19 protein-coding genes are annotated in these 25,864 nt (G+C 68.4%); 6 read left to right on the forward strand and 13 right to left on the reverse strand.

Annotated elements, in window-relative coordinates; genetic code table 11:
- Window positions 1-2: 2 nt before the first annotated feature.
- The 3 genes from ACO227_RS04785 to ACO227_RS04795 all read right to left on the reverse strand — a co-directional run bounded on the left by ACO227_RS04785 (window position 3) and on the right by ACO227_RS04795 (window position 5,107).
- Window positions 3-920 carry a cation diffusion facilitator family transporter gene (locus ACO227_RS04785; protein ID WP_423605724.1) on the reverse strand — a complete coding sequence of 306 codons (918 nt, stop codon included), beginning with the start codon at window positions 918-920 and terminating at the stop codon, window positions 3-5.
- On the reverse strand, window positions 917-1,492 hold the full coding sequence (pdxH, locus tag ACO227_RS04790; RefSeq protein ID WP_423605726.1) for a pyridoxamine 5'-phosphate oxidase: 576 nt from the start codon (window positions 1,490-1,492) through the stop codon (window positions 917-919). The genes ACO227_RS04785 and pdxH overlap by 4 nt, the downstream gene beginning before the upstream one ends.
- Window positions 1,493-1,654: 162 nt before the next feature.
- Window positions 1,655-5,107, reverse strand: coding sequence for a TonB-dependent receptor (locus ACO227_RS04795; RefSeq protein WP_423605728.1), 3,453 nt, complete (start codon window positions 5,105-5,107; stop codon window positions 1,655-1,657).
- Window positions 5,108-5,551: 444 nt separating this feature from the next.
- Between ACO227_RS04795 and ACO227_RS04800 the strand changes: the two genes are divergently transcribed.
- The 3 genes from ACO227_RS04800 (at window position 5,552) to pelA (ending at window position 11,037) form a co-directional block, all read left to right on the forward strand.
- Window positions 5,552-6,595: a pectinesterase family protein gene (locus ACO227_RS04800; RefSeq protein WP_423605729.1), complete on the forward strand. Its 1,044-nt coding sequence runs from the start codon at window positions 5,552-5,554 to the stop codon at window positions 6,593-6,595.
- Window positions 6,596-6,673: 78 nt separating this feature from the next.
- The gene (locus ACO227_RS04805) at window positions 6,674-9,757 is read left to right on the forward strand and encodes a sugar-binding domain-containing protein (RefSeq protein ID WP_423605731.1); all 3,084 of its coding nucleotides are present in this window, start codon (window positions 6,674-6,676) and stop codon (window positions 9,755-9,757) included.
- Window positions 9,754-11,037, forward strand: coding sequence for a pectate lyase (gene pelA, locus ACO227_RS04810; RefSeq protein WP_423605732.1), 1,284 nt, complete (start codon window positions 9,754-9,756; stop codon window positions 11,035-11,037). The genes ACO227_RS04805 and pelA overlap by 4 nt, the downstream gene beginning before the upstream one ends.
- On the opposite strand, the gene ACO227_RS04815 is transcribed toward pelA, so the two are convergent.
- The 5 genes from ACO227_RS04815 to ACO227_RS04835 form a co-directional block, all read right to left on the reverse strand.
- Window positions 11,034-12,152, reverse strand: coding sequence for a glycosidase (locus ACO227_RS04815; RefSeq protein ID WP_423605734.1), 1,119 nt, complete (start codon window positions 12,150-12,152; stop codon window positions 11,034-11,036). The two genes, pelA and ACO227_RS04815, sit on opposite strands and share 4 nt — an antisense overlap.
- Window positions 12,149-12,925 (reverse strand): SDR family oxidoreductase, encoded by a 777-nt coding sequence (locus tag ACO227_RS04820; RefSeq protein WP_423605736.1) that lies wholly within the window; start codon window positions 12,923-12,925, stop codon window positions 12,149-12,151. The genes ACO227_RS04815 and ACO227_RS04820 overlap by 4 nt, the downstream gene beginning before the upstream one ends.
- A gap of 67 nt (window positions 12,926-12,992) precedes the next feature.
- Complete coding sequence (locus tag ACO227_RS04825; RefSeq protein WP_423605738.1) at window positions 12,993-15,236, reverse strand: hypothetical protein; 2,244 nt, start codon at window positions 15,234-15,236, stop codon at window positions 12,993-12,995.
- 18 nt (window positions 15,237-15,254) lie between these two features.
- Window positions 15,255-16,775: an MFS transporter gene (locus ACO227_RS04830; RefSeq protein WP_423605740.1), complete on the reverse strand. Its 1,521-nt coding sequence runs from the start codon at window positions 16,773-16,775 to the stop codon at window positions 15,255-15,257.
- Between the two features lie 13 nt (window positions 16,776-16,788).
- On the reverse strand, window positions 16,789-17,301 hold the full coding sequence (locus tag ACO227_RS04835; protein ID WP_423605742.1) for a hemerythrin domain-containing protein: 513 nt from the start codon (window positions 17,299-17,301) through the stop codon (window positions 16,789-16,791).
- 171 nt (window positions 17,302-17,472) lie between these two features.
- Here ACO227_RS04835 and ACO227_RS04840 point away from each other — a divergent pair, with 171 nt between their 5' ends.
- The 3 genes from ACO227_RS04840 to ACO227_RS04850 all read left to right on the forward strand — a co-directional run bounded on the left by ACO227_RS04840 (window position 17,473) and on the right by ACO227_RS04850 (window position 20,515).
- The gene (locus ACO227_RS04840) at window positions 17,473-17,895 is read left to right on the forward strand and encodes a DUF6766 family protein (RefSeq protein WP_423605744.1); all 423 of its coding nucleotides are present in this window, start codon (window positions 17,473-17,475) and stop codon (window positions 17,893-17,895) included.
- Window positions 17,896-17,954: 59 nt separating this feature from the next.
- Entirely contained in the window at window positions 17,955-19,004 is a 1,050-nt protein-coding gene (locus ACO227_RS04845; protein ID WP_423605746.1) for a LacI family DNA-binding transcriptional regulator, read from the forward strand.
- Window positions 19,005-19,105: 101 nt separating this feature from the next.
- Window positions 19,106-20,515 carry a sugar porter family MFS transporter gene (locus ACO227_RS04850; RefSeq protein ID WP_423605748.1) on the forward strand — a complete coding sequence of 470 codons (1,410 nt, stop codon included), beginning with the start codon at window positions 19,106-19,108 and terminating at the stop codon, window positions 20,513-20,515.
- A gap of 18 nt (window positions 20,516-20,533) precedes the next feature.
- On the opposite strand, the gene ACO227_RS04855 is transcribed toward ACO227_RS04850, so the two are convergent.
- The 5 genes from ACO227_RS04855 to ACO227_RS04875 all read right to left on the reverse strand — a co-directional run bounded on the left by ACO227_RS04855 (window position 20,534) and on the right by ACO227_RS04875 (window position 25,845).
- Complete coding sequence (locus ACO227_RS04855; protein WP_423605750.1) at window positions 20,534-21,364, reverse strand: aldose 1-epimerase; 831 nt, start codon at window positions 21,362-21,364, stop codon at window positions 20,534-20,536.
- A complete protein-coding gene (locus ACO227_RS04860; protein ID WP_423605752.1) occupies window positions 21,361-22,251 on the reverse strand; it encodes an SMP-30/gluconolactonase/LRE family protein in 891 nt (296 codons plus the stop codon). The genes ACO227_RS04855 and ACO227_RS04860 overlap by 4 nt, the downstream gene beginning before the upstream one ends.
- The gene (locus tag ACO227_RS04865; protein ID WP_423605753.1) at window positions 22,251-23,039 is read right to left on the reverse strand and encodes an SDR family NAD(P)-dependent oxidoreductase; all 789 of its coding nucleotides are present in this window, start codon (window positions 23,037-23,039) and stop codon (window positions 22,251-22,253) included. The genes ACO227_RS04860 and ACO227_RS04865 overlap by 1 nt, the downstream gene beginning before the upstream one ends.
- Window positions 23,040-24,110, reverse strand: a complete 1,071-nt coding sequence (locus tag ACO227_RS04870) for a fumarylacetoacetate hydrolase family protein (RefSeq protein WP_423607255.1) — start codon at window positions 24,108-24,110, stop codon at window positions 23,040-23,042.
- 160 nt (window positions 24,111-24,270) lie between these two features.
- A complete protein-coding gene (locus ACO227_RS04875) occupies window positions 24,271-25,845 on the reverse strand; it encodes an aldehyde dehydrogenase (NADP(+)) (RefSeq protein ID WP_423605755.1) in 1,575 nt (524 codons plus the stop codon).
- Between the last annotated feature and the right edge of the window lie 19 nt (window positions 25,846-25,864).

The raw sequence follows: 25,864 nt of genomic DNA on the forward strand, positions 1-25,864 counted from the left end.
CGTCACTCCTTGAGCTGTTCGATCTCGTCGGCCTCGCGCAGCTCGTCGCCCGGATGGTCGACATGCCCCGCCGGATCGACATGGATCAGGATCTCGGTGCCGGGAAAGGCCGCTTCAAGCCGGCGCTCGAGCTTTTCGACCAGCGCATGCGCGTCGGCGACGGACATCGTGCCGGGCACATGGATATGGAATTGCGCGAAGTCCTGCGATCCGCTGGTGCGGGTGCGCAGGTCGTGCAGGCTTTGCAGCTCGGGCTCGCGCGCGGCGAGCTCGACCAGGGCGCGGCGCTTTTCGTCGGGCCATTCGCGGTCCATCAGCTGCGCGATCGCATCCGCCGCGGCACGCCACGCGCCCCACAGCAGCCACAGCGCGATGGCGATGCCGAACAGCGGGTCTGCGCCGGTCAGCGACAGATATTGCTCGGCGGCGAGCGCCGCGATCACCCCGGCGTTGAGCAGCAGGTCGGACTGGTAGTGAAGCCGGTCGGTGCGGATCGCGATCGAGTCCGTAGCGGCGATCGCGCGCCGCTGATAGGCGGTGAGCAGCAGCGTGACGACGATCGCGACGAGCGACACCGCGATCCCGGATTCTGCCTGCGCGGCGACCTCGCCGGTGCGCAGCCGTTCGACTGCGCGCACCGCGATGAAGCCGGCGGAGACCGAGATCAGCGCGACCTGGAACAACGCCGCCAGCGCCTCCGCCTTGCCATGGCCGAAGCGGTGCTCGGCGTCCGGCGGCTGCGCGGCGATGCGCACCCCCGCCAGCGTCACCAGCGAGGCGACGAGATCGAGCAGGCTGTCGGCGAGGCTGGCGAGCATCGCCACCGATCCGGTCGACCATGCCGCCCAGCCCTTGAGCCCGCCGAGCAGCAGCGCCGCGCACACGCTCGCGATCGCCGCGCGGGTCGGCGTCGCGCTCACGGGTACAGCAGGCCCTCGGTCCAGGTCTCGCCCTCGCGCGTGAACACGCGGCGCTCGTGCAGGCGATGCGCGCGGTCCTGCCAGAACTCGATCCGCGCCGGCGTCACGCGATAGCCGCCCCAATGCGGCGGGCGCGGCACCGGCCGGCCCTCGAACCGGTCGCGCATTTCCTCGTAACGCGCCTCGAACGTGGCCCGCGCGTCGAGCGGGCGCGACTGGTCGCTCGCCCAGGCGCCGAGCTGCGAGTCCCGGCTGCGGCTCGCGAAATAGACGTCGGACTCGGCGTCACCGGCGAGGGTCACGGCGCCTTCGATGCGGACCTGCCGCCGCAGCGACTTCCAGTGGAACAGCAATGCCGCCTTGGGCACCGCCGCCAGCTCGGCCGCCTTGCGGCTCTCGCGGTTGGTGTAGAAGACGAAGCCGCCGGGCCCATGGCCCTTGAGCAGCACCATCCGCAGCGACGGCTGGCCGGCGGCGTCGACCGTCGCCAGCGCCATCGCATTGGAGTCGTTGGGCTCGCTCGCCCGCGCCTCGGCGAACCATTGGTCGAACAGCGCTAAAGGATCGGTCATGCGCGCGCTCATAGAGCATTCTCCAGTCAGGTGGAATCATCTGACGGCTCGGAGAATGCGGCGAATAACGGGCCAAATGACGCGCACATAAAAAGGCGCCGGCCTGGTCGAAACCGGGCCGGCGCTGCCACCGAAGCGAGGACTTCGGGTCGGGAGGAGGTTCTAGAAGCTGAAGCGCACGCCGGCGCGGAAGATCCGGCCCGAGCTCGCATATTGAGTCACCGCTTCCTGGCCCTGATAGGCGTAGCGCTCGCTCGGCTGGTTGGTGAGGTTGAGGCCCTCGACCGTGAGCGAGGCCCAGTCGGTGAACTTGTAGCTCGCCGATGCGTCGACATTGGTCGTCGCGCGGCTGTAGATGAAGTCGTTGATCAGCGGCCCGTTGCACTCGGTGCCCGCGTCCGCCGGCGTCGCCGGGCTGTTGGTGAGGCCCGGATTGCACGATCCCGCCGCGATCGGATAGCTGGTCGAATAGCCCTTGCGATGCGCCACCGAGACGCGCGCACGAAAGCGGTCTGTCTCGTAATAGAGCGTCGCGTTGATCGCGTCGGGCGAGACGCCGAGGAACGGCCCCTTGCCCAGCACCTGCGGTGTCGGCGTCGCGGTCGAGCTCGCCCGGGTGCCCGGATCGAGGATGTAGTTCAGCTCCGAGGCGATGTGCGTGTAGTTCACCTGCGCGCCGAAATTCTTGAGGAAGCCGGGCAGGAAGGTGAAGTCCATCTGGAAGCTCACCTCGAACCCGCGCAGCCATCCGCCGGGCGCGTCGCGATACTGGCGCGCGACGAACGGATAGTTGTTGTCGAGATAGGCGATCTGGTTCGCGTTGGTGAACTGCGCCCGGATCGCGGCGATCGTCTCGGCATCGGCGAAGTCCGAGAGCTTGCCGGCGAACAGCACGGTCTGCGGGAAGCTGTCGATCTGCTTCTGGAACCCCGCGATCGAGATCAGGCCGCCCGGCGCGAAATACCATTCGACGCTGGCGTCGAGGTTGGTCGAGCGGAACGGATTGAGCTTGGGATTGCCGATCGTGAGCGACGCACCGTCGACCGCACCGGTGTTGGGCACCGAGATCGCGGTGATCGAGGGTGAGAGGTTGCCGAGCAGCGGGCGCGCCATCACCTTCGACGCGCCGAAGCGCACGAGCAGGTCGTCGACCGGCTCGTAGACGAGGTTCATCGACGGCAGATAGTCGGTGTAGCGATTGCTGCCGACGATCGCGCGCCCGGCCGGCGTTGTGCCGTTCGAGGTCACGTCGGTGATCGCGACGCGCGTGCCGGCATTGCCGCGGAACGGGCGGCCGAACAGCTCGGTGTTCCAGTCGAACTGCAGGTAGAAGCCGAGATCCTCCTCATCCACCGAGAAATTCTCGCGCCCGCCATTGCGCTTGTTGGTGATGCGCCAGTCGCCCCATTTGTTGATGCAGTTGCAGGTGAAGCCGAACAGCTGGTCGAACGCCGCGATGCTCGGGACGAGGAAGCTGGTCATCGTGCCTTCGGGCAGGTTCAGCCCCTGGCCGAACTTGATCACGCGCGAGACGCTGGCGGTGGTGCTGCCGGCTTCCTTGAGCGTCGGGTTGAGCAGGTCGCTGTTGCGCTCCCACTGTTCGGTCTCGAAGCCGAACTTGCGGTAGTTGGCGCCGAAGCCGATGTTGAACTCGTCGTTTACCCGCCAGTCGAAGTCGATCTTGGCCTGCTTGTAGGTGTTCTTGACGAAGCGCTGATAGTGGCGGATCGCCGAGAAGCCCTTGACCACTTCCCAATTGGCCGGATCGGCCGCGTCGAAGCCGAAATCGATGACCGGCATCTTCCCGCCGCCGCGCTCGTCATAGACGAACAGCCCCTGGCTATCCATGCGGTTGAACTCGACCAGCAGCCCCTGGGTGAAGTTGGTCGACTCGGACAGGCCGGCGATCAGCTGCGCCTTGAAATCGTCCGAGAATTCGTGGGTCAGGTCGAGCGAACCCTGCTTGAACTGAGTCGTATATTCGCTCTGGTCCGCCGCCGAGCGGAAGTCGACGTTGCGCATCACCAGATAGTCGGCGAGCCCGTTGGTGACGTTGGCGTCGAGGATCTCGACCGCCGGGCGCCCGATCAGCGATCCGCGAAAGGCGGTGCGGTTGGTGCTCGGGATGTACCCCACTGAATTGGGGTTGTTGTAATAGTCATAGGGATCGAGGTTGAACGGGTTGGTGCTGAAGATGTTGGCGTTGGCCGGCGTCGTCCCCCCCGGCACCACCGCCGCGCCGCCGAGCACCGCCGGCACCAGCACCCCCGAGGCGTTGAACGCGGTGGAGAAGGCCGGCGTCGTGCCGTAGATCGCCTGGCCGCAATCCTGCGCGGGTACGAGGTCGCTTCCGGCATTGGGCGTGCACAGGCCCGGATAGAGCGCGCGGGCATTGACCGGCGTGATGCTGCTGGTCGCGGTATTATAGGCCGCGTTGGTGTTGTTGCGGTTGAGCCCGACCGAGGAGACCTGGTTGTAGGTGCTCTTGTTCTTGAACTTCGAATAGGCGCCGTCGAGGCTGAGGCGCGTGCGGTCGCCGATCTGCCACTGATAGGCGAGCGTCACGCCGATCCGCTCGTTCTGGACGTCCTGCTGCTCGATCGCGGCGAGCGCCGGGATGCGCACCAGCGAATCGTCGAAGCGGCCGGGCGTGTTGTACGGCGCGCCCGGATAGAGCTTGGCATAGGCCGCCGGATCGGAGCCGGTGAGCGCGGCGATCGCGTCGGGGTTGGTCACCGCGGTCCCGAAGCTCGTCCCGGTCGGCGCGGCGAAGCCGGCGCGCTGCGGGTTCTCGTTCCCCGCCCATTGCGTGCCGCGATAGAGATAATCGGCCGAACCCGGCGCGCGGCGATACTGGTCGAGCTCGTTCTTGGTCCGGCTCCACGCCACCGACATCAGCAGCCCCATCGTATCGTCGGCGAAGCGGGTCGAGGCGAGCCCCGCGAGGCGCGGGTTCCATTTCTTGCTGTTCTCCTGGTAGCTGCCCTCGGCCGACAGCGCGAACTTGTTGCCCTTATAATCGAACGGCCGCCCGGTCTGGAGATCGATGGTGGCGCCGAGCGAGCCCTCGTCGGTCTCGGCCGACGGCGTCTTCTGCACCTTCAGCGAGCTGAACAGCTCCGAGGCGAAGGTATTATAGTCGAAGCTGCGGCTGCGGTTGGGGCTGGTGCCGGCATCGTTAGAGCCCGCGGTGGACAGCGCCTCGAGTCCGTTGAGGCGCGTGCGGTTGAAGTCGCCGCCGAGGCCGCGCACGGTGATCGAGCGGCCTTCGCCATTGTCGCGGTCGATCGACACGCCGGGCAGGCGCTGGAGCGATTCGGCGAGGTTGGTGTCGGGGAAATCGGCGATGTCCTCGGCGTTGATCGCATCGATCTGCACCGTCGCGTCGCGTTTCTCGGCGATCGCGCTGCGCAGCGAGGCGCGATAGCCCCGCACCACGACCTCCTCGGTCTCGCCGGCGCCCCCGCCGGTCGCCTGCGGCGCCTCGGCCGCCGGTATCGCCGCGGTCTGCGCGAGCGCAGGCGTTCCGGCGAGCATCAGCCCGGCGGCCACCAGCGCGCCGCGCGAAGCCCCTGCGGCCAGGCCCGCCCGCGCGGTGCTGCGAATATCGGTCATATTTCCCCTCCCTTAAGTCTCGGTGACATGGCCGGCGGAGAGGATCGCGGTCGCGACGGCGCGGCTGTCCTGCGAAGCCCGATGGCTGCGGCGCCCTGCCTTTCATCGCCCGATCCTCTCCCTCGAACATCCGCCGTTGATGCGTCCCGCTCTTGTTGAGCTCTGGACGGCGACGGATGTTAGCGGTAGCATAGTCCACCGGTGTCATTGGCGCAATATCCAATGTCGCTCTGACATATCATATTGTTTTTAAGTTATTTAATTTTCTGAACCGCATGGCGGCATAGAACCGAAGCGAAAGGGAGAGTGGCGGATGGAAAGCGAGTCGATCGCTCCGAAAAGCGCGCAATACCGGCTTTCAGCGAGGGCAATGAAGGGGGATCTGGCCTCCATGTCATCGTTGTCACCGGTGTCATACCTGGCTAGCACGCTCGGCGGATTTGCATGATCGCACGCCGTACCCTGCTCGTCGGCGCCGCCGCAGCGAGCGCGCTCGGGCCGCCCGCCCGTGCCGCGCATCCCCCGATCATCGTCAGCAAGTCCGGCCGTCCCGGCACGTTTCCGACCCTCGCCGCGGCCATGGGCCATGCGCGTCGCCTCGCCCGGCCCGCGCATATCCGGCTCGAACCGGGCATCTACGAGGAGAAGCCGCACCTCGACCTCCCGGGCCTGCGAGTCACCGGCACCGGCCCGGCCAGCGTCGTCAGCTTCGGCGCCGCGGCCGGCCTCACCGACCCGCAAGGCCGCAAATGGGGCACCGGCGGTTCGGCGAGCCTCACCGTCACCGCACCCGGCGTCACGCTCGAGCGGCTCACCATCCGCAACAGCTTCGACCATCTCGCCAACACCCGCACCCGCGCGGTCGACGGCGCGCAGGCGGTGGCGCTGTCGATCGCGCGCGGCGCGGACCGGGTGATCGTCCGCGACTGCGCGATCGAGGGCTGGCAGGACACGCTCTACGTGCAGGAGAGCTGCCGCGCCTGGTTCACGCGCTGCACGATCAGCGGCAATGTCGATTTCATCTTCGGCGGCGCGACCGCGATCTTCGAGGACTGCGAAATCCGCTCGCGCTTCGTGCCGGGCGCAGAGGTGCAGGGCTTCGTCACGGCACCGAGCACGCCGGTCGAGATTCCCGCCGGGCTCATCTTCCGCAACTGCCGCCTGACGCGCGAGCCCGGCCTGCCCGACGGCAGCGTCTGGCTCGGCCGACCGTGGCGCGCGGGCGGCAACATGCGGCTGACCGGCGCGGCGCTCTACGATCGCTGCTGGATGGATTCGCACATCCGCCGCGAGGGCTGGACCTGGATGGGCTATACCGATCCCGAGGGCATCCGCCGCCAACTCACCCCGGCGGAGGCGCGATTGCTCGAATATCGCAGCGGCGGCCCCGGCGCCGGTCCCGCCAGCACCACCCGAAAGCTGCTCGACGAAGCGCAGCTGCGATGGTTCAGTCGCGGGAACGCGTTCGGCGACTGGCACCCTGCATGACGATGGAGAGGACATGATCCCCGCCCTGCTGCTTGCCGCCAGGCCCGGCGTATCGCTTCCGCGCTGCGAGACCGCACGATGATCGGCCGCCGCGGGTTCCTTGCCGCCGGCGCCGCAAGCGCGGCCCTGCCCTTCATCCCCTCGACGCACGCCGCGCCGGTGCTGGAGGAAATCCCCGACGCCGGCTGGCGGCTGTGGATCGACCGCGACGCGGCGTACGAGGACGACCGCATCTACCTGCCCGACCAGGTCGATCTCGCCACGCTCCCGGTCAATCCGCCGAGCGGGGGTTGGGAGGCCTTGTGGGCGGCGCCGGCGCTCGCCGTCACGCTGCCGACCACGGTCGAAGAGCATCATTGGGGCGCATTCGGCCAGCGCCCGTACACCGGCGAGGAATATCGCTATGCCGAGGACGATCCGGTGCCGCAGAACGGCGCGTATCGCGGCGTCTCCTGGTGGTATCGCGAGATCGGCATTCCCGTCTCGGCGGCGGGCAAGCGCGTCCTCCTCCACATCCGCGGCGCCCGGCTGCGCGCGGAGGTGTTCCTCAACGAGAAGCTCGTCGGCTATTCGATCATGTCGGAGCTGCCGATCCATTGCGACCTGACCGCGGCGATGAGGCCCGGCGCGCGCAACCGGCTCGCGATCCGAATCACCAATCCCGGCGGCCGCTATGACTGGCGCGATTCGACGACGATGATGTGGGGCCAGCTCAAGCTGTTCGCCTCGCACGGCTTCGGCGGGATCGATCGCGGCATGACGCTGAGCGCGCATCCACTCGACGCGCATATTCGCGACGCCTGGGTGCTCAACACCCCCGATCCGCGCGAGGTCACCGCGCATATGGAGATCGAATTCGCCAGGCCGCCGGCGCGGATCGAGCCGCTGCGCAGGCGCGCGACGCTCGAGCTCATCGGCGCGACCGCCGCGGCGAAGCTCGAATCGCTGACGCTGGCGGGCAACGTCGCCACCGCCGTGTTCCGGCTGCGTGCCGCCGATGCGCCGCTCTGGACGCCCGAGACGCCGGTGCTGCATCGTGCGGAGTTCGGCTGGGGCGAGGACCGCCGCCGGGTCGAGTTCGGCTTCCGCTGGATCGGCATCGACGGCGTCGGCAGCGACGCGATGATCCGCCTCAACGGCGATCGCATCCGCCTCTATTCGGCGATCTCCTGGGGCTATTGGGGTTATAACGGGCTGTGGCCGACGCGCGAACTCGCCGAGCGCGAGATCACGTCCGCGAAAGCCTTGGGCCTGAACTGCCTCCACTTCCACCGCAATATCGGCAAGGAGGAGGTGTTCGCCGCGCAGAACCGCATGGGCCTGCTGCGCGTGATGGAGCCGGGCGGCGGCCGCCACGCGATCGCGCGCGACTTGAAGCCCGGCGAGACGCTGTCCCCCGCCGACACCTTCAGCCGCGACTTCATGGTCGCCAAATGCGTCGCGATGGCGCGCACCTTCCGCTCCAACCCGAGCTTGGTCCACTACACGCTGCAGAACGAGATCGGTGCGAACCTCGCCAATCCCGACGTGCAGCGCGTGCTCAAGGCGATCCACGACACCGACCCCAGCCGCACCGTGATCCTCAACGACGGCTTCGTCGAGCGCGGCGCGGCGCAGGCGATGTACCTCGCCTATAGCGACCATTATTACCGCTCGGACGTCGAGAAGCATGGCGGCTGGTGGGTCAACCACCAGGGCGCGGGCGACCAATGGTACGACAAGTTCTACCAGTCGAAGGACGACTATATCCACCGCCAGACCGGCAAGCCCTTCATCGTCGAGTTCGGCGAGATGCAGGGCTGCGCGGTCGCCGACAATCACGCGAAGATCGTCGCCGACATCATGGCGCGGGGCGGCAAGGCCTATGACCTCGAGGACCATCGCGTGGTGCTCGACGCGACCGACGCGTTCCTCGACAAATGGGGGTTCCGCAAGGCCTTCCCCACCGCCGAGCGCCTGTTCCTGTCGATCGGGCGCAAGGCGTACGAGGCGTGGGAGAATTATCTCGAGAACATCCGCATCGGCGACGAGGTCGACATCGCCGCGATCAGCGGGTGGGAGACCACCGCGATCGAGAACCATTCGGGGATCGTCGACAATCTCCGCCATTTCAAGGCCGACCCGGCGATCCTGCGCCGCGCGCTGCTCCCCGTCCGTCCCTGCGCCAAGCAGCGCCGGCTGGTCTATGATCCGGGCGAGCGCGCGCTGGTCGACCTCTATCTGTTCAACGACACCAACCGGCCCGCGCCGGGCGAGCTGCGCCTCTCGCTCGTCGCGCCCGACGGACGCGTGCATGCCGCCGGCAGCTATCCGGTCCCGGCGCGCCAGCGCGACGTGCTGCGCCACCTGATCGCGGAGAAGGTCGAGCTGCCCGGCTTCACCACGCCCGGCGAGTGGCGCGTCCGCTTCGTCCATTCGGCCCACCCTGACGCGGCGTTCGAGCGCGTCTTCTGGGTGGTGCCCAAGGCGCCGGCGCTCGCCCGGCGTCCACGCGTCGCCCTCTCCGGCATCCCCCAGTCGCTGCGCGCCCTGCTGACCGCGATGGACGGCGTGACCTTCGAGGATTTCCGCCCCGGCCGCCGCTATGACGGTATCATCGCCTCGGGCCTAAAGGCCGACGAGGTCGCGCGCCGCCAGGTCGGCGAGCAGACCGGGCTCGAGGCGCAGCCCAAGGCGGGCGAGAAGCCCGAGCTGGTGCTCGGCGAGCTGCCCGCCGAGGTTCTCGCCGCGGTCAAGGCCGGCACGCCGCTGTTCGCCTTCGTGCCCGAGGATGGCCTTGCCGACGGCGTCGCCAGGCAGCTCAGCGGGCTCGGGCTGTTCCGCTACACCGGCCAGGTCGGCAACCTCCGCGCGCCATGGATGGGCAATTGGAACTATCTTCGCGCGCACCCGCTGTTCGACGGCATCCCCGCCGACTGCGCGGCCAGCGTGCTCCACCAGATCGAGGGCCAACCCTCGAACGGCCTGCTCGTCGACGGCCCCGGGGTCGAGATCATCGCCGCCTACAGCCGCGACCATGACCGCCACAACGGCGCCGCGACGCTGATCGCGCGCCGGGATGGGATGCGAGTCTGCATCCACCGCCTGCCCGACATGGTCGCCCCGCTGCAACGCCGCCTGCTCGCCAACGCCGTGCGCTGGCTTTCGGAGAAAACGACATGAAGCGCCTTCTCGCTGCCGCTACCCTGACATTCGCGCTTCCCGCGGGTGCCGACGTGATCGGCCACATGGCCCCGCCCGAAGCGCTGACCGAAGCCCGCCTCGCCACGCTCCCCGCCGGCCAGCGCGAAGCATGGCGTGCCTATCTCGCGCGCTCGGCCGCGCTGATGGCGGCGGACAAGGCCGCGCTGGTCGCCGAGCGCCGCAGCCTTCCCGCGATCCCGCCGAGTCCCGCGGCCGGCCCCTCGGGCGGGGGCGGCATGCCGATGGACCAGCCCGCCGCCTGGTATGCCGGGCCCGAGGCGCGCCGCATCGCCGACACCGTCGTCAGCTTCCAGACCCCCGCCGGCGGCTGGGGCAAGAACCAGGACCGCGCGGGACCGCCGCGGCGACGCGGGCAGAGCTGGGTGATCCTCGAGAAGCTGCCCGCCTATGCCGCCGACGACATCAAGTTGCTCGACGCGGTGTGGCGCTATGTCGGCACGATCGACAACAATGCCACCGTCGCCGAGCTGCGCTTCCTCGCGCGCGTCCAGGCGCAGCTGCCCGGCACCGAGGGTGCGCCCTATCGCGCGGCGCTCGACAAGGGGGTGCGCTACCTGCTCGCGGCGCAATATCCCAATGGCGGCTGGCCGCAAATCTATCCGATCCAGGGCGGCTATCACGACGCGATCACCTTCAACGACGGCGCGATCTCGCGCACCGCGACGCTGATGCTCGACGTGGCGGCGCGAAAGGGCGACTTCGCGTTCGCCAGCCCCGAGCTGGCGGCACAGGCAGCCGCGGCGGCCGCGCGGGCGCGCGAGGTGATCCTGCGTACGCAGGTGGTGATCGACGGCAAGCGCACCATCTGGGGCCAGCAGCACGACGCGCTGACGCTCGCCCCGGTCGGCGCGCGCAACTTCGAGCCGATCGCGCTGTCGAGCGACGAAAGCGCCGACCTGCTGCTGTTCCTGATGAAGCAGCCCGAGCGCTCGCCCGAGGTGCGCGCCGCGGTGGCCGCCGGCATCGCCTGGCTCGAGGCGCATGCGCTGCGCGACATCGCCTGGCCGGCCAAGGCGACCGGGCCCGAGGGGCGCTTGCTGACCGCCAAGCCCGGCGCCGGCCCGCTCTGGGCGCGCTTCTACGGCCTCGACACCGGCAAGCCCGTCTTCGGCGACCGCGATCGCGCGATCCACACCGACGTCAACGACCTCAGCGTCGAGCGGCGCAACGGCTATAGCTGGTTCAACACCGCTCCCGCCAAGGCGATCGCGGCCTATCGCAAATGGGCGGCGGGCTAGGCGAACACCGCCTTCGGAATATGCGTGATGCGGCAGGCGAGGTCCGCCTCGCCCGACGCCACGACATAGTGATCGCCCGCATCGGCGATGCCCGTGGTGAACACCACGTCGTGAACGTACATCTTGTCCGCCAGCGGCGCGGTCAGCTCGGGGCTCGCCTCGAGCAAGGGCGCATGCTCGGTGTGCAGCGTGACCGAGGGATCGTCGCGGTCGAGCAGCGACCAATAGGTGCGATAGATGCCGACGATCTCCTTGGGCTCCACGCCGTGCCACAGGGTCAGCCAGCCCTTGTCGGTGAGGATCGGCGGCGTCCCTCCGCCGATCCGCGCGGTCGCGACCGTTCCGGCGTGCGGCCGGATGCCGGGATTCAGATGCGGCTGCCAGTGCCGTCCGTCGGGCGAGGTGGCGAGGTTGATCGAGGGCCCCGCACGCCACTCGCTGCCCGGGGGATAGGCGAAATAGAGGTCGCCCAGCGGCCGGGTCTGGGCCCAGTATTTCCCGCCGGGCTTGCCCTCGAAGATCAGCATGTCCTTGTTCTGGTGATCGAGCACGATCCCCTCGAAGCGCCAGTCGAGCCCGTTGTCCGACGCGTAGAGCGTGGTCGAATGCCGTTCGGGGCTGACCGAGCAGGTCGTCATCAGCCATTCGTCGCCGACCTTGCAGATCCGCGCGTCCTCGACGCCATAGCATTGGAAGCTGCCCTGCGGCGCGACCGCCTTGTCGTAATGCACCGCGACCAGCTCGAGCCCGTCCGCCGACAGCTCGACCGGCAGCAGCCACGACAGCGAGGTCAGCGCCATGATCTTCCACCCGCCGCCGCGCAGCAGGAATTTCCGGGGATCGGCGGTGTCGGCGAGGTCGAGCGGCCAGGCGTCGAGGACATAGCGACCCTCGTCCCAACGGATCGCGTGCACTTGTCCGCCGCGGATCGGTTCGCGCAGTGCCTCGGCGACGCGCACCATCAGCAGCAGATTGCCGTTCGGCAGCCGCGTCATCCCCGGATTGAACGCGCCGAGCACATAGGTCTCGGCGTCGAGATGCCCCGCGAGCGGCGAGCGCGCGAGGTCGACATCGTCCGGCCCGAAGACGAGCCGGTCCACGGCAAAGCGGCTCATTCCGCGATCCGCGGCTCGACGCGCATCAGCGACACGACCGTCCGGCGCGGCTGGGTGAGCATGAAATGCGCCGCCGCGGCGATGTCCTCGGCGCGCAGCATCTTCGCCGCGTGGATCATCTCGCGCTGCTTCTCGACCGGGATGTCGGGAAGCTGCATGTCGGTGCCGGTGAGGCCCGGCTCGATATTGCCGACCTTGATGTCCTTCTCCGCCAATTCCTTGCGCAGCGCCTCGGCGAAGGCCTGAACCCCGGTCTTGGTCGCGGTGTAGACCGTCGAGTCCCCGCCGCGCGACACCGCCGACATCGACCCGATGATGACGATGTCGCTGCCGGCTTCGAGATGGTCGAGCAGCCGCCGCGCACTGGTCATGAACGAGGTCAGGTTGGTGTCGACGAGGTAGCGGATATCCTCGACCTTGGAGTCCTCGAGCCCGCCGATGGGAAGCCCCGCGTTGATCACCGCGATGTCGACGCCGCCGAGATAGCGAACCCCTGCCTCGACGAAGCGGTCGACCTCCTCCTGCCTGGTCAGGTCGACATTGATCCCGTCGCCCTCGCCCACCTCGCGAATGCGCGCCAGCGCATCGTCGAGATGCTCGGGCGTGCGGCCGCACACGAACACCTTCGCCCCTTCCGACGCGAGCAGGATCGCGATCGCGCGGCCGATGCCGGTGGTGCCGCCGGTGATGATCGCCTTGCGCCCGGCAAGGCTCGGCTGCTCGGTATGCGCGTCGGCAAGGTCGCGGACGGGCGGCTCGGCAATTTCGGTCATGGCACTCTCCTCCGGTTCGCTCGCGATTCTCAAGTATTTGAACGGACTTCGGTTCCCTCCCGCGGCGCTACCAGGACACGGAAATGCGTCCGTCCGCGGGCACGTGGAATGCGATCCGGTCCTCGTCCTGCGCATGCGGCCGCACCCGGTCGCCGCCGATCGACATCACGCTCACCGCCGGCAGCTTCGCCCGCGCGTTGCGCGCCAGCACCAGCATCGCCTCGCAGCCTTCGCCGCCGCCGAGCTGGAAGCTGATCGTCCGCTCCCCGGGCCGGTCGGCCGCGAGCAGGAAATGGTCGCAGAACAGCGTGAAGGGCGTGTCGCGAAAGCGATGGAAGGCACGCGTCGCGAACACGAAGGCCGAGCCGCAGCCATAGATTTCCTGGCCGACCTGCCCCGCCTCCTGCCCGTCGACATAGAGATCCTCGACCGGGAAGGAGAGGTTGCGGTCGACATGCCCGTTCTTCTCGCGCTGTTTGTCGGCGATTGCCTCGGGCGGGAGCGCGTCGGGATAGTAGAACCAGGCGCGGTCGAGCGCGTAGCGGCAATATTCGCTGACCAGCATGCGCACGCCCGCGTCGAGATCGGGGCCGCCCTCCTTGAGATAGCGCTCGAACGCCGCGAAGCTGTCGAAGCATTCGTACATTGCCATGTAGGGCGCGTCGTGGAGCGCCGTGACGCCCATGAAGTTGCGATAATGCTTCGCGTGCCCGAGCTCGGACTCCCACAGCGCGACATTGTGGAAGAAGCTCGCGAGGAAGACATAGGATTGGGCGAGAAAGGCGGGGTCGTCGTCGATCCGCCACAGCCGCATGCATGCCGCCGCGCCCCAGGCGGTGAGGTTCGCCTGGTAGTTGAGCTCGAACCGCATCCCCTTGAGCGCGCGGATCGCCGCGCGCGCCTCGTCGAGGAAGCGCTTGTCGTCGGTCAGCTCGAACGCCTGCAGCATGACATAGGCATAGATGCCGCCGACATCGGTCTGGCCGAGCCCGCCCTCGTTGCGCGATTCGGTGATCACCGAGAAGTCGGTGACCTTGTACTGGATCGGCCATTTATAGTCGAAATGGTGCGCCGCCTTGATCCCGTAATCGATCGAATCGCGAAACAGCCGCTCGGCGCGCTTGTCGCCGTCGAGCGCGAGCCGCCCGAGGCTCAGCAGCGGATGGTAGAGATACCAGCTGTCGACCGCATCGGCGTCCTTGTCGTCCCCGACATTGGGCAGATAGCGGCGCAGCGTCTTGAGCTTGGGATCGTAGAATTTGCGCAGCCCCTTGCCGAGCTCGGCCTGAAGCGGGACCTCCTTCCCCGCCCATGCCTCATAGTCGCGCAGCGCCGAGAGCACCGAAAGCTGCACCATCGAGTCCGGATATTCGGCGGCGGTATAGGGGTGGAGGTAGCGAAAGCCATAATGGCGGATCGTCGCCTCGGGCGCCTTGTCGAGATCGCGCAGCGAGCGCTCGGCGCGCGCGACCCAGTCATGGAAATCGGGTTCGGGCCGCTCGATCCGCCGATAGATCGCGGCGAGCAGCGAGAGATAGCGCTGCGCCATCGCGGTCTCGTCGCCATCGGCATCGTCATGTACCGCGAGCAGCGCATCGTAGACGGTCACCTCCTCGCCCGCCGGCAGCGGCTTGAGCGGCGGCTGCGGGCTTTCGGGCGGCGTCGGCGGGAGGTAGCCGAGCTCGGGCCATTCGCCGCCGACCGCACCGTCGGGGGTGGTTCCGGTGAGTTCGAACCGTTTGTTGAGCGTGGTGAAGTTCTGGAAATAGAGCGCGCTGCCGAATTCGGGCTCGTTCAGACGGAAATAGCAGACTCCGCTGTTGAGTCCGCGTTGCGCGGCCTCCACCGTGCCCTCCGCGGCGGTGGGGTCGTCGTCCTTGTCGAGCGGGTAGAGATCGCGCGGCAGGAACGGGATCAGCAGGTCTTGCGCCGGGACGATCGTGGTGGTCGCGCGCAGCACCGGTAGTTCGTCCTTGTGCAGGCGAAGCACCAAGGTCTGCGCGCCAATTAGGTTCACCATTTCGATCCGCAGTGCCTCACCGTCCTGCGCCGCGACCTTGCGCACCTCGCCGCAGCCCGCCGGCGCCTGCGCGACGCGCAGCGCGACTCCGCCCCGCCCCTCGCGCCGCACCAGCGCCCACAGCGCGTTGCTGCCCGCCGCGACTTCGATCGCGAGATCGCGCAGCTCAAGCGTGGCGATCCGCTTCATCGAGCCGGTGCGCAGCTCCTCGCGCAGCATCAGTACTTCAGGGCTGACCGGAAGCTGGCTTTCGGTTGCGGTGCGGCGGGTTCGGGTCGCGGTCTTTGTCATGGTCATCTACCTCAAATTTCAGCCTGGAATCGTCCGCTGCCGCCGCAGCCAGCGCACCCGCACGCGCGCCTCGCGCGCCAATGAGCCCGGCAACTCGGTCAACGCGCGCAGCCCCGCCACGGTGCCGAGGTTTCGTGCGACGCGTCGTGTTTCGCCCCACAGCTGCTGCACCATCTCGCGCGGCTCGATCTCGCCCTCCTCGCGCACCAGCGACAGGCGGTGCAGCGCGTAGAGCCCCAGCAGCCCGGCGATCAGGAAATAGAAGTCCCAGTGCGACAGCTCGATCGGCGAGAGCAGCACCACGCCGTTGGGGCTGGTCCAGCGCAGCAGCAGCTCGAACCGGCGCGCCGCGAAGAAGTCGGCGAACAGCCCGCCCAGGATCGGCGCGATTCCGGCCGCGGCCGAGCTGGTGAGCGCGCTGGTCGCGACATAGGCGGCGGCCTCGCCCCTGGGGCTGAGCTTCAAGGCGATGTTGGTGGTGGCGAGCGTCACCCCCGCCACCGCCGCCCCCATCAGCGCGTGGATCGCGACGAGATAGAGCATGCCGGCCTGGCTGTTGCCGAGCTGCGACGCGCCGATCATCGCCAGGATGCACAGGATATAGGTCGGCGCCGCCACCGCCAGCACCGACTTGTGCGCGAAGCGGTCGCTCAGCGTCCCCCAGGAGCGCACCGCGAGCAGGTTGGCGAGCTGGCTGACCACGCTCAGCATCATCACGAAGGTCATGTCGAAGCCGAGCTGGCGGACGATGAACACGGTGAAGAAGGGCGTGGCGAGGTTCACCGCGAACTGCCAGCTCGACAGGAACAGCACGAGCCGGCGGAAGTTCGTGTCGGCGAACGGCGTGCGCAGCAGCGCGACCAGGCCGAGCGGCTCGCCGTCGCGCGGCGGCATGCGCGGCTCGGGCATGCGCGCGACGATCACTGCGCTCAGCAGCCCGGCGACGCAGCCTACCACATAGAGGCCCGCGAACGCCCAGTCGCGCGCATCCGAGCCCTCCGTCGTGCGGTCGAGCAGGATCGCGGCGGCGAGGCCGGCGACGAGGCTGATCGAGGTTGTATAGATGGTGCGGCGGGCGAACACCGTGCCCAGCCGGTCCTGCGGCGCGAGATCGCGAATCCATGCGTTCCACGCGCAGCCGCCGATCGCGCCCAAGCCGCACAGCACGAATTGACCCAGCACGACCAGCGCGATCGCCGCGCCGGCGGGCAGGAACACCGCCAGCGCCATCAGCACCAGCATCGATCGCCCGATCGCGCTGGTGAGCACCGCGATCGCCTTGCGCCGGCGCAGCCGCTCGACCAGCAGCACCGCCGGCGCCTGGAGCAGCTGACCGAGAAAGGGGGCACTCGCCAGCACGCCGACGAGCAGGTTGGACGCGCCGAGATGCAGCGCGAAGGCAGTGAGGATCACGCCGCTGGTCAGCGCCGCGGTCGCGCTCGAATAGCCCGCCTCATAGACCAGCCGCTTCAGCCCCGCCTCGGTCTCGGCGGGGCTGATCACGTCCTGCGGCGCGAGCGAGAGCGCCGCGCGGGGCATCGGCGCCTCCCGTTCAGGCGGGCTGGAGGTTCACGGCGCGCGGCTTGGCCGGGGGCAGCCCCGCCGTCTCGGCCTGCGTCATCAGCTCCTGCTTGCGGGCGAGCATCGCGTCGCGCAGCTCGACCAGGTCGACATCGGTCTTGCGGCACTGGGCGAACATGCCTTCGGACGGCATCTCCTCCTCGTGCACATGGTGCTTGATCTCCTCCGAGAGCACCATGACCTTGGCGTCGTAGAAATCGTCCTCCGGGCTACCCGTGGCGATGTCGTTGACCAGCACTTTGGCGCCGTCATGTTCGACATAGGCCTCGTCGAGCGTGTCATCCTCGATCTTGCCGCGGAAGGCGGGGTAGAAAAGTTCCTCCTCGATCATCGTGTGGATCTTGAGCTCGACGCAGATCTGCTGCGCGATCTTCGACTTCGCCGCGGATCCGCTCGTCTTCTCATATTGTTCGAACAGCGCCTCGACCTTGCGGTGATCGGCCTTGAGCAGCGCGATCGCGTCGGTGAATTCCTGCTCCGCCATGACGTAACCTCCTGCGTTGCGATGCGGCTGGAAAGCACGACGCGGGTTCGCGGTTCCGCAGGTGCCAAGAAAACAAGTGCCTCGCTAACTTGGATTAATCGAACTGCGCGGCGCGGAACCGGCGTGCCGCATTCGGCTTTTTCGAAGCATCTAACCCGAACGGAGGTGGAGATGAGCATCGGAAAGAAATACGCTTATGCCTGGATCACGATCGCCTTCTTCCTGATCTCGATCGCCGGGCACTGGATCTTCGGCTGGTACGCCTTTGCCGACGAAGCCGCCGAGCACGGCAGGCAGCCGGAATTGTCCGGCTATCTCGTCGAGATGGGCCGCGACACGTTCGAGAACTGGCAGTCCGAATTCCTCCAGCTGCTCTGGCAGGTCGTCGGCCTCGCCTATTTCCTCTATGTCGGCTCGCCCGCGTCGAAGGAGAATGACGACCGCATGGAGGCCAAGATCGACGCGCTGATCAAGCTCCACGCCGGCCGCGAGGCCGATGCGATCATCGACGATATCGACCATCGCTATCTGCGCACGCACGGCCATGCCCAGCCGCACGGCTCGGACAATGAGGATCAGCAATCGCTGCCCTGACGTGCGCGCGCGATTGCAATGCCGCGTCCCCGCTCATATCCCGGGCCGAGGAGACACGGATGAGCCGATCGACGCGCAGAACTCTTGGCAGCGTGACCGTACAGGATGTGGCGCGCGCCGCGGGGGTCTCGGCGATGACCGTATCGCGCGTGATGAATGGCGGCACCAACGTGCGCGAGGATACGCGCAAGGCCGTTCTCGCCGCGGTCGAGAAGCTCAACTACCGCCCCAACGCCGCCGCCCGCTCGCTCGCCGCCGGCGGCGCCGCGCAGATCGGATTGCTCTACGCCAACCCGTCCGCGGGCTATCTCAGCCAGTTCCTGATCGGCGCGCTCGAGACGGCGCGGCGCGCCGGCTCGCACCTGGTGCTCGAGTCCTGCGAGGGCGAGGGGGAGGCGGCGCAGGCCGAGGCGATCCGCCAGCTGATCGATGCCGAGGTGCGCGGCGTGGTGCTGCCTCCGCCGCTCTCCGAATCGCAGACGGTGCGCGCCGCGCTGGCCGAAGCCGACATCCCCTGGGCGGCGATCGCGATGGGATCGCGCGAGGCAGGGACGCTCAACGTGCGGATCGACGATTTCGAAGCCGCGCGAGCGATGACGCGCCACCTGATCGAGCTCGGCCATCGCGATATCGCATTCATCATCGGCCACCATAACCAGGTGGCGAGCGCCGAGCGGAGGCGCGGCTTCGTCGCGGCGCTGGAGGAGGCGGGGATCGATCCCGCCCATGCCGCGATCGAGCAGGGCCTGTTCACCTATCGCTCGGGCCTCGACGCGGCCGAGAAGATTCTGGCCGGCCCGAACCTGCCGACCGCGATCTTCGCCTCCAACGACGACATGGCCGCCGCCGCGGTCGGCGTCGCGCATCGCCGCGGGCTCCAGGTCCCCGGCGACATCAGCATCGTCGGGTTCGACGACACCGCGATCGCCACCAGCATCTGGCCCGCCCTCACCACGATCCGCCAGCCGATCGCCGACATGGCGGAGGCCGCGATCACCATGCTGCTGCGCCGCGTGCGCGAACGGCCCGGCCAGCAGGACGCCTCCGAAGAGGAAGTGCTGCCCTATGAGCTCATCGTTCGCGAGTCGGCGGGACCGCGCCGCCGCTAGGCGGAAAGCGAAGAGAAGGCTTGCCAAGCCGGCTCGAACGACGGCATAAAGTTACCGCTAACAAGAATGCCGCCACTTTGGCCGCACGGGGAGAGGGACGGATGAACGAGGCAGTCGCCAGCCGCGCCAATATGGGGCTGATCATCGCCATCGTCGCGGTCGCGACGATCGGCGGCTTGCTGTTCGGCTATGACAGCGGCGCCGTGAACGGCACGCAGGCGGGCTTGACCGAGGAGTTCAAGCTCAACTCCGCCTGGCTCGGCTTCACGGTTGGCTCGCTGCTGATCGGCTGCGCGGTTGGCGCGTTCTTCGCCGGCCGCCTCGCCGACGTCATCGGGCGCCGCACCGTGATGATCCTCGCCGCCGTGCTGTTCGTCGCCGGCGCGCTGATCCAGGGCTTCACCGGCATCCATGCGCTGTTCGTCGCCGCGCGCTTCGCCGGCGGCATGGCGGTCGGCGCGGCGAGCGTGCTTTCGCCGCTCTACATCTCCGAAGTGGCGCCGGCGCAGGTCCGCGGCCGGCTGACCACGGTGCAGCAGGTGATGATCATCACCGGCCTCACCGCCGCGTTCGTGGTCAATTACTTCGTCGCGCAGAATGCCGGCGGTTCGCTCGGCGAGCTCGCCGGGCTTCATGCCTGGCGCTGGATGTACCTCGCCCAGGCGGTGCCCGCGGTGGTGTTCCTGGCGGCGCTGTTCCTCATCCCCGAAAGTCCGCGCTATCTCGTCAGCCAGGGCCGCGAGGATGCGGCGCGCAAGGTGCTGACGAGCCTGTTCGGCGCTGAGGAGGCCGAGCGCAAGATCGGCGAGATCCGCGCCAGCTTCTCGGCCGATCACCGCCCGAGCTTCCGCGACGTGGCCGCGCCGGGCATCGTGTTCCGCCCGATCGTCTGGGCCGGCATCATGATCGCCACCTTCCAGCAGTTCGTCGGCATCAACATCATCTTCTATTATGGCGAGACGTTGTGGAAACTCGCCGGCGTGTCGGAGTCGGTGGCGCTCGAGCGCAACATCATCTCGGGTCTCGTCTCGATCGCGGCGGTGTTCGCGGCGCTGCTGACGATCGACCGGATCGGCCGCAAGCCGCTGCTGATCATCGGCTCGGTCGGCATGGCGGTCACGCTGGGTGCGATGACCTGGGCTTTCAGCGGCGCCGGCCAGGACGCGGCGGGCAACCTCGTGCTGGGCGAGATCGCCGGATACATCGCGCTGGTCGCGGCCAACCTCTATGTCATCTTCTTCAACTTCAGCTGGGGCCCGGTGATGTGGGTGATGCTCGGCGAGATGTTCCCGAACCAGATGCGGGGCTCCGCGCTGGCGGTGGCGGGGCTGGCGCAATGGGGCGCGAACTATCTCGTGGTGCAGAGCTTCCCGGCGATGGCGGACAAGGACGCGCTGGGCCTCACCGGCACTTATGCGATCTACACTGTCGCGGCGGTGATCAGCATCTTCCTGGTCCGCAAGTTCATCCAGGAGACCAAGGGCAAGGAGCTCGAGGAGATGCAGGGCTGAGGCCCTTGCATCGCCGCGTCAGACGCTGAGCGTCATCGCCAGCGCCAGCGTCGCGCCCGGCGCGAGCACGTCCATGCCGCCGCGATTGACCGCGTCGGGCGGGTGACTGACCGGCTCGATGCAGAAGAAGTCTGCGGCGGGCGGACGATAGAGGTGCAGCACGCGCGCACCCTCCCCGCGCATCGCGAATCTGCCCCAACCCTGCCCGATCCCTGCCGATCCGTCCCAGCCGTCATAAGCATTGTCGATCAGCACCGTGCCGGCGACGGGCGCGGTCGCCGACCAGTCGCCCAACGCATCGGCCGGCGCCGATTCGGTCGGCAGCATCGTTTGGTCCGCAAGCCACACACGCTCGGCCGTGAAGGTCAGATGGGTCTCCGCGTCGCAGGGGAAATAGGGATGCAGGCCGATCCCCGCGGGCATTGGCGCATCGGCCGCGTTGGTCAGGGAGAGCTCGATCCACATCTGCCCCGGCGCCAGCACGAAGCGCTGCTCCGCCCGATAGGGCCACGGCCAGCCCGCGCTGCCATCGTGCGCGTGGGCGAGCGTCGCATGGTCCTTGCCTGTTTCGACGACGGTCCATTCCGCCTTCCACCCTAGCCCGTGCAGGCTATGCGGATGGTCTCCGAAGTTGAGCGGGAGCCGGTATGCCCGGCCGTCAAACTCGAACCGCCCATGCGCGATGCGGTTGGCATAGGGCACCAGCGGGAAGCAGCCGGTTGCGAGCGCGTCGGCGGTGCCTTCGGGCGCGGGCCGCAGCACGTCATGGCCGTCATGCCGCAGCGCCCCGACCGCGCCGCCCAGCGCGGGCAGCAATTCGAGCGTCCAGCCATGCGCCTCGAGCTTCACAGCCCGACCGCGACCTCATGTCCCGGCACGCCCGGCACCGACACCTCGAACGCGAACAGGTCGCCCGCCTGCGGCTCGCGTTCGCGCTCCTCGGCGCTCAGATGCTTGTTCGCGGTGGTCGCATAGACCGTCTTCAAGTCCGGCCCCCCGAACGCCAATTTGGTGATCGCGCTCACCGGAAAGCGCACGGTCTCGAGGAGCTCGCCGCTCGGCGCGAAACGCTTGGCGCTCCAGCCGCCATACATGCCGACCCAGATGCACCCTTCGGCGTCCACCGTCGGGCCGTCGGGATAGCCCTCGGTCGAGGGAATACGCACGAATTCGCGGCAATCGCTGAGCGACCCGTCCTCGGCGATCGCGCAGGCGTGGATCAGCCCGTGCAGCGTGTCGACATGATAGAGCGTCCGCCCGTCGGGGCTGACCGCTGGACCGTTGGTGATCGAGCAGAGCGGCGTCGAGGCGATACAGCTGCGGTCCGCGGCAAGGCGATAGATCGCCCCGCTCTTCGCGATCTCGCCATCGTCCATGCTGCCGAACCACAGCCGTCCGGCAGGGTCGACGGTTGCGTCGTTGAGCCGGTTGCCGGGTTGATCGGGCTCGGGCCGCGCGAGCTCGCTGAAGCTGCCGTCACGCTCGTCGAAGCGGAACAGCCCCTGTTGCAGCCCCGCGACGAAGCCGCCGCCGACCGCCGGCAGCACGAAGCCGACCTGACCCGGCGCATCCCAGCTCTTCTTGTCGCCGCTCGCCGGATCGAAGCGGTGGACGTTCCGGCCCTTGATGTCGACGAACCACAAGGCCGCGTCGCGCTGTACCCAGACCGGTCCTTCGAGCAAGGGCGCGCCGAGGCCCCACACGCCGCGCAGCGTGTCGACCTGGACGACGCCCATCAGCGCCAGCCCGCGTCGACGAAATAGCTGTGCCCGGTCACCAGGCGGGCGTCATCGGAGGCAAGGAACAGCACCATCGCCGCGACATCCTCCGGCGCGAGCCGTCCGTCAAGACATTGCGCCGCGACGATCTCCGCTTCGCCCTCGGGCGTGTACCATTGCAGCTGGCGCGGGGTGCGCACATTGCCCGGGATCACGCAGGTCGCACGGATGCCGTCACGGCCGAGATCTCGCGCCAGGCTGCGCGTCAGCCCCTCGATCGCGGCCTTGCACGTCTGGTAGAGGACGAGGTCGTTGAGCCCGAGATGCCATGAGATCGAGCCCAGATTGACGATCGCGCCGCCGCCCTTGGCGCGCATCGCCGGCACCACCGCCTGCGCGCAGAAGAACATGTGCTTGAGGTTGACGCTCAGGCGCTCGTCCCAATAGGCCTCGGTGATCTGGTCGATCGAGTGGCGGTCGTCATTGGCGGCGTTGTTGACGAGAATGTCGAACCCGCCCGAACGCTCGATCAGCCGCGCGATCACCGCCTGCAGCGTCGCCACGTCGGTCAAGTCGACGCGCTCGAAACACGCCTTGTGTCCGCCCTCCGCCAGTCGTTCGACCAGCAGCCTGGAATCGGTTTCTGCGATATCGAAGAAGGTGACGTCGGCGCCCTGCCGTGCGAAACCCTCGACGATCCCGGCGCCGATCCCCGACCCGCCGCCGGTGACCAGCACCCGCTTGCTGGCGAGGCTCGGGTAGAGCGCGTGCCGTGACGCCTCGATCGCGGGAGCGTGCGCGCCCATTCAGGCCGGCTCCGCCACGCGCCGCGCCGCAAGGCTGCGGTAGAGGTCGCGGATGCCGAAGGTCCAGGGCGCGGCGTCCTTGGAGGTGGTGACGCGGTTGGCCAGCGTGCCGAGCTTGGGCGAGTGGATGCTAACGGTGTCACCGATCTTGTGGGTGAAGCCGCGGCCGGGCTCGTCACGATCCTGCACCGGTGCGAACAGCGTGCCGAGGAACAGCGCGAAGCCGTCGGGATATTGATGTTCGGACAGCGTCTGGCGCACCAGCTCGAGCGGATCGCGGCTGATCTGGTTCATCGAGCTGTGCCCGTCGAGCCGGTAGCCCTCCGGCCCCTCGATCACCAGGTCGAGCTCGGCATTGCGCACGTCGTCGATGGTGAAGCCGTCATCGAACAGCCGCACGAACGGCCCGATCGCGCACGCCGCATTATTGTCCTTGGCCTTGCCGAGCAGCAGCGCGCTGCGCCCCTCGAAATCGCGCAGGTTGACGTCGTTGCCCAATGTCGCGCCGACCGCCTTGCCCGCGGCGTTGACGATCACCACCACTTCGGGCTCGGGGTTGTTCCAGATCGAATCCGAACGGATGCCGACCTCGGCGCCCCAGCCCACTGAGGAGAGCACCGGTGCTTTGGTGAACACTTCCGCATCGGGGCCGATCGCGACCTCCAGATATTGCGACCACATGCCGGCCTCGATCAGCGCCGCCTTGAGCCGCGCCGCCTCGTCGCTGCCCGGCACGACCGCGCGGATGCCGCCGCCGATCTTGTCCTCCAGCTCGGCGCGGATCGCCGCCGCCGCGCTCGCATCGCCCCGCGCGCGCTCCTCGATCACCCGCTCGATCGCCGAGACCGCGAAGGTGACACCGCACGCCTTGACGCATTGCAGGTCGATCGGCGCGAGCAGCGCGTGGGCATCGCCGCCCACGGTCAGGTCTGCCACATCGCACAGATAGCTGCCCTCGACGCCCGCCGGTTCGGCGAGGTCGAACAAGTCCGCCGTGGTTTGCGCCGCCGCCGACACGTCGAACACGCGCCCCTCGCGGACGATGACCGGCACCGGCCCGTCGGCCAGCATCACCCGGCCCACCAGCACCGCTTGGCCATGGTCGGCGGGGAGCGCCGCGATATCGAAGCCTTGGCTCACATTCTCTCCCTTCGCCGCCGTAACGAGACGCGGTCAGATATTGATGATAGCGCTATCACGCACGCTTCGCGCCCGCAAGACAGGACGCGCATCAGAGCGTCCAGGCACCGTCGATTCGCGCGGGCACGCCCGCCTGCCCCCCCTCGCGCAGCGCATCGGGCAGCAATGCCGCGGGCAGGTCCTGATAGCTCACCGGGCGCAGGAAACGATCGATCGCGAGCGTGCCCACCGAGGTGCTGCGCGGATCCGACGTCGCCGGATAGGGTCCGCCATGCACCATCGCATGCGTCACCTCGACGCCCGTGGGCCAGCCATTGGCGATCACGCGGCCGACCGTGCGCTCGAGCACCGGGAGCAGCGCACGCGCCGCGTCATAGTCGCCTTCGTCGACCTGGAGCGTCGCGGTGAGCTGGCCTTCGAGCTCGCCGAGCACGGCCTTGAGCTCGCCCAGGCTCGCGCAGCGCACCACGACCGACGACACGCCGAACACTTCGTGCAGATGCACCGGGTCGGCGAGGAAATCCTTGCCCGCCACGCTGAACAGCGCCGCGCGGCCGCGGTTCGGCCCCTCGGGCTCCGCGCCCTCGGCGAGCTTGGTGACATAGGAGCTGCCGGCGAGCTTGGCCTTGCCGCTTTCGAACGCTTCCCAGATCCCCTCGGTCAGCATCACCTGCGCCGCTTGGCCGGACAGCACCTCGCCCGCCCGCGCGACGAACGCGTCGAGTTCGGGGCCGTCCACGCCCATGACCAGGCCCGGATTGGTGCAGAACTGCCCCGCGCCCATCGCCAGGCTGGCGACGAACGCCTCGGCCAGCGCGGTGCCGCGCACCTTGAGCGCTTCGGGCATCAGGATCACCGGATTGATCGCCGACATCTCGGCATAGACCGGGATCGGACGCGGGCGCGCCGCCGCGATCCGCATCAGCGCCTCGCCGCCGCCGCGCGAGCCGGTGAAGCCCACCGCCTGGATGCGCGGATCGGCGACCAGCGCCTCGCCAACGCGGCGCGAGGTGCCGTTGACCAGGCTGAACACGCCCGCCGGCATGGCGCACTTCTCGACCGCGCGCGCAATCGCGGTGGCGATCAGCTCGGCGGTGCCGGGATGCGCGCGATGCCCCTTCATCACCACCGGGCAGCCCGCGGCGAGCGCCGAGGCGGTGTCGCCGCCGGCGGTGGAGAAGGCCAGCGGGAAGTTAGAGGCGCCGAACACCGCGACCGGGCCGATCGGGATCATGCGCAGGCGCAGGTCGGGCTTGGGCGGGGTGCGCGCGGGATCGGCGTGGTCGATGCGCAATTTCTGCCAACCGCCGTCGCGCACTTCCTTGGCGAACAGGCGCAGCTGGTTGGCGGTGCGCCCGCGCTCGCCGGTGATGCGCGCGGCGGGCAGGCCCGATTCGCGGCTGGCGCGCTCGACCAGCGCGTCGCCCAGCGCCTCGATCTCGTCGGCGATCGTCTCAAGGAAGCGCGCACGCGCCTCGAGCGGCTTGGTCGAATAGGGCAGGAACGCAGCCTCGGCCGCGGCGCAGGCGTCGGCGACGTCCTGCTCGCTCGCGCCGGCAAAGCCCGCATCGTCGATTTCGGCACCCGCTGCCGGATCATAGGCGTGGAAGCGCTCGTCCGACTGACGACGCTCGCCGCCGATGAAGAGTCCGCCCGTCAGTTCCATCGCTCGTCTCCATCGATTG

The organism is Sphingomonas sp. MS122 (genome assembly GCF_049532975.1).
GTDB lineage: Bacteria > Pseudomonadota > Alphaproteobacteria > Sphingomonadales > Sphingomonadaceae > Sphingomonas.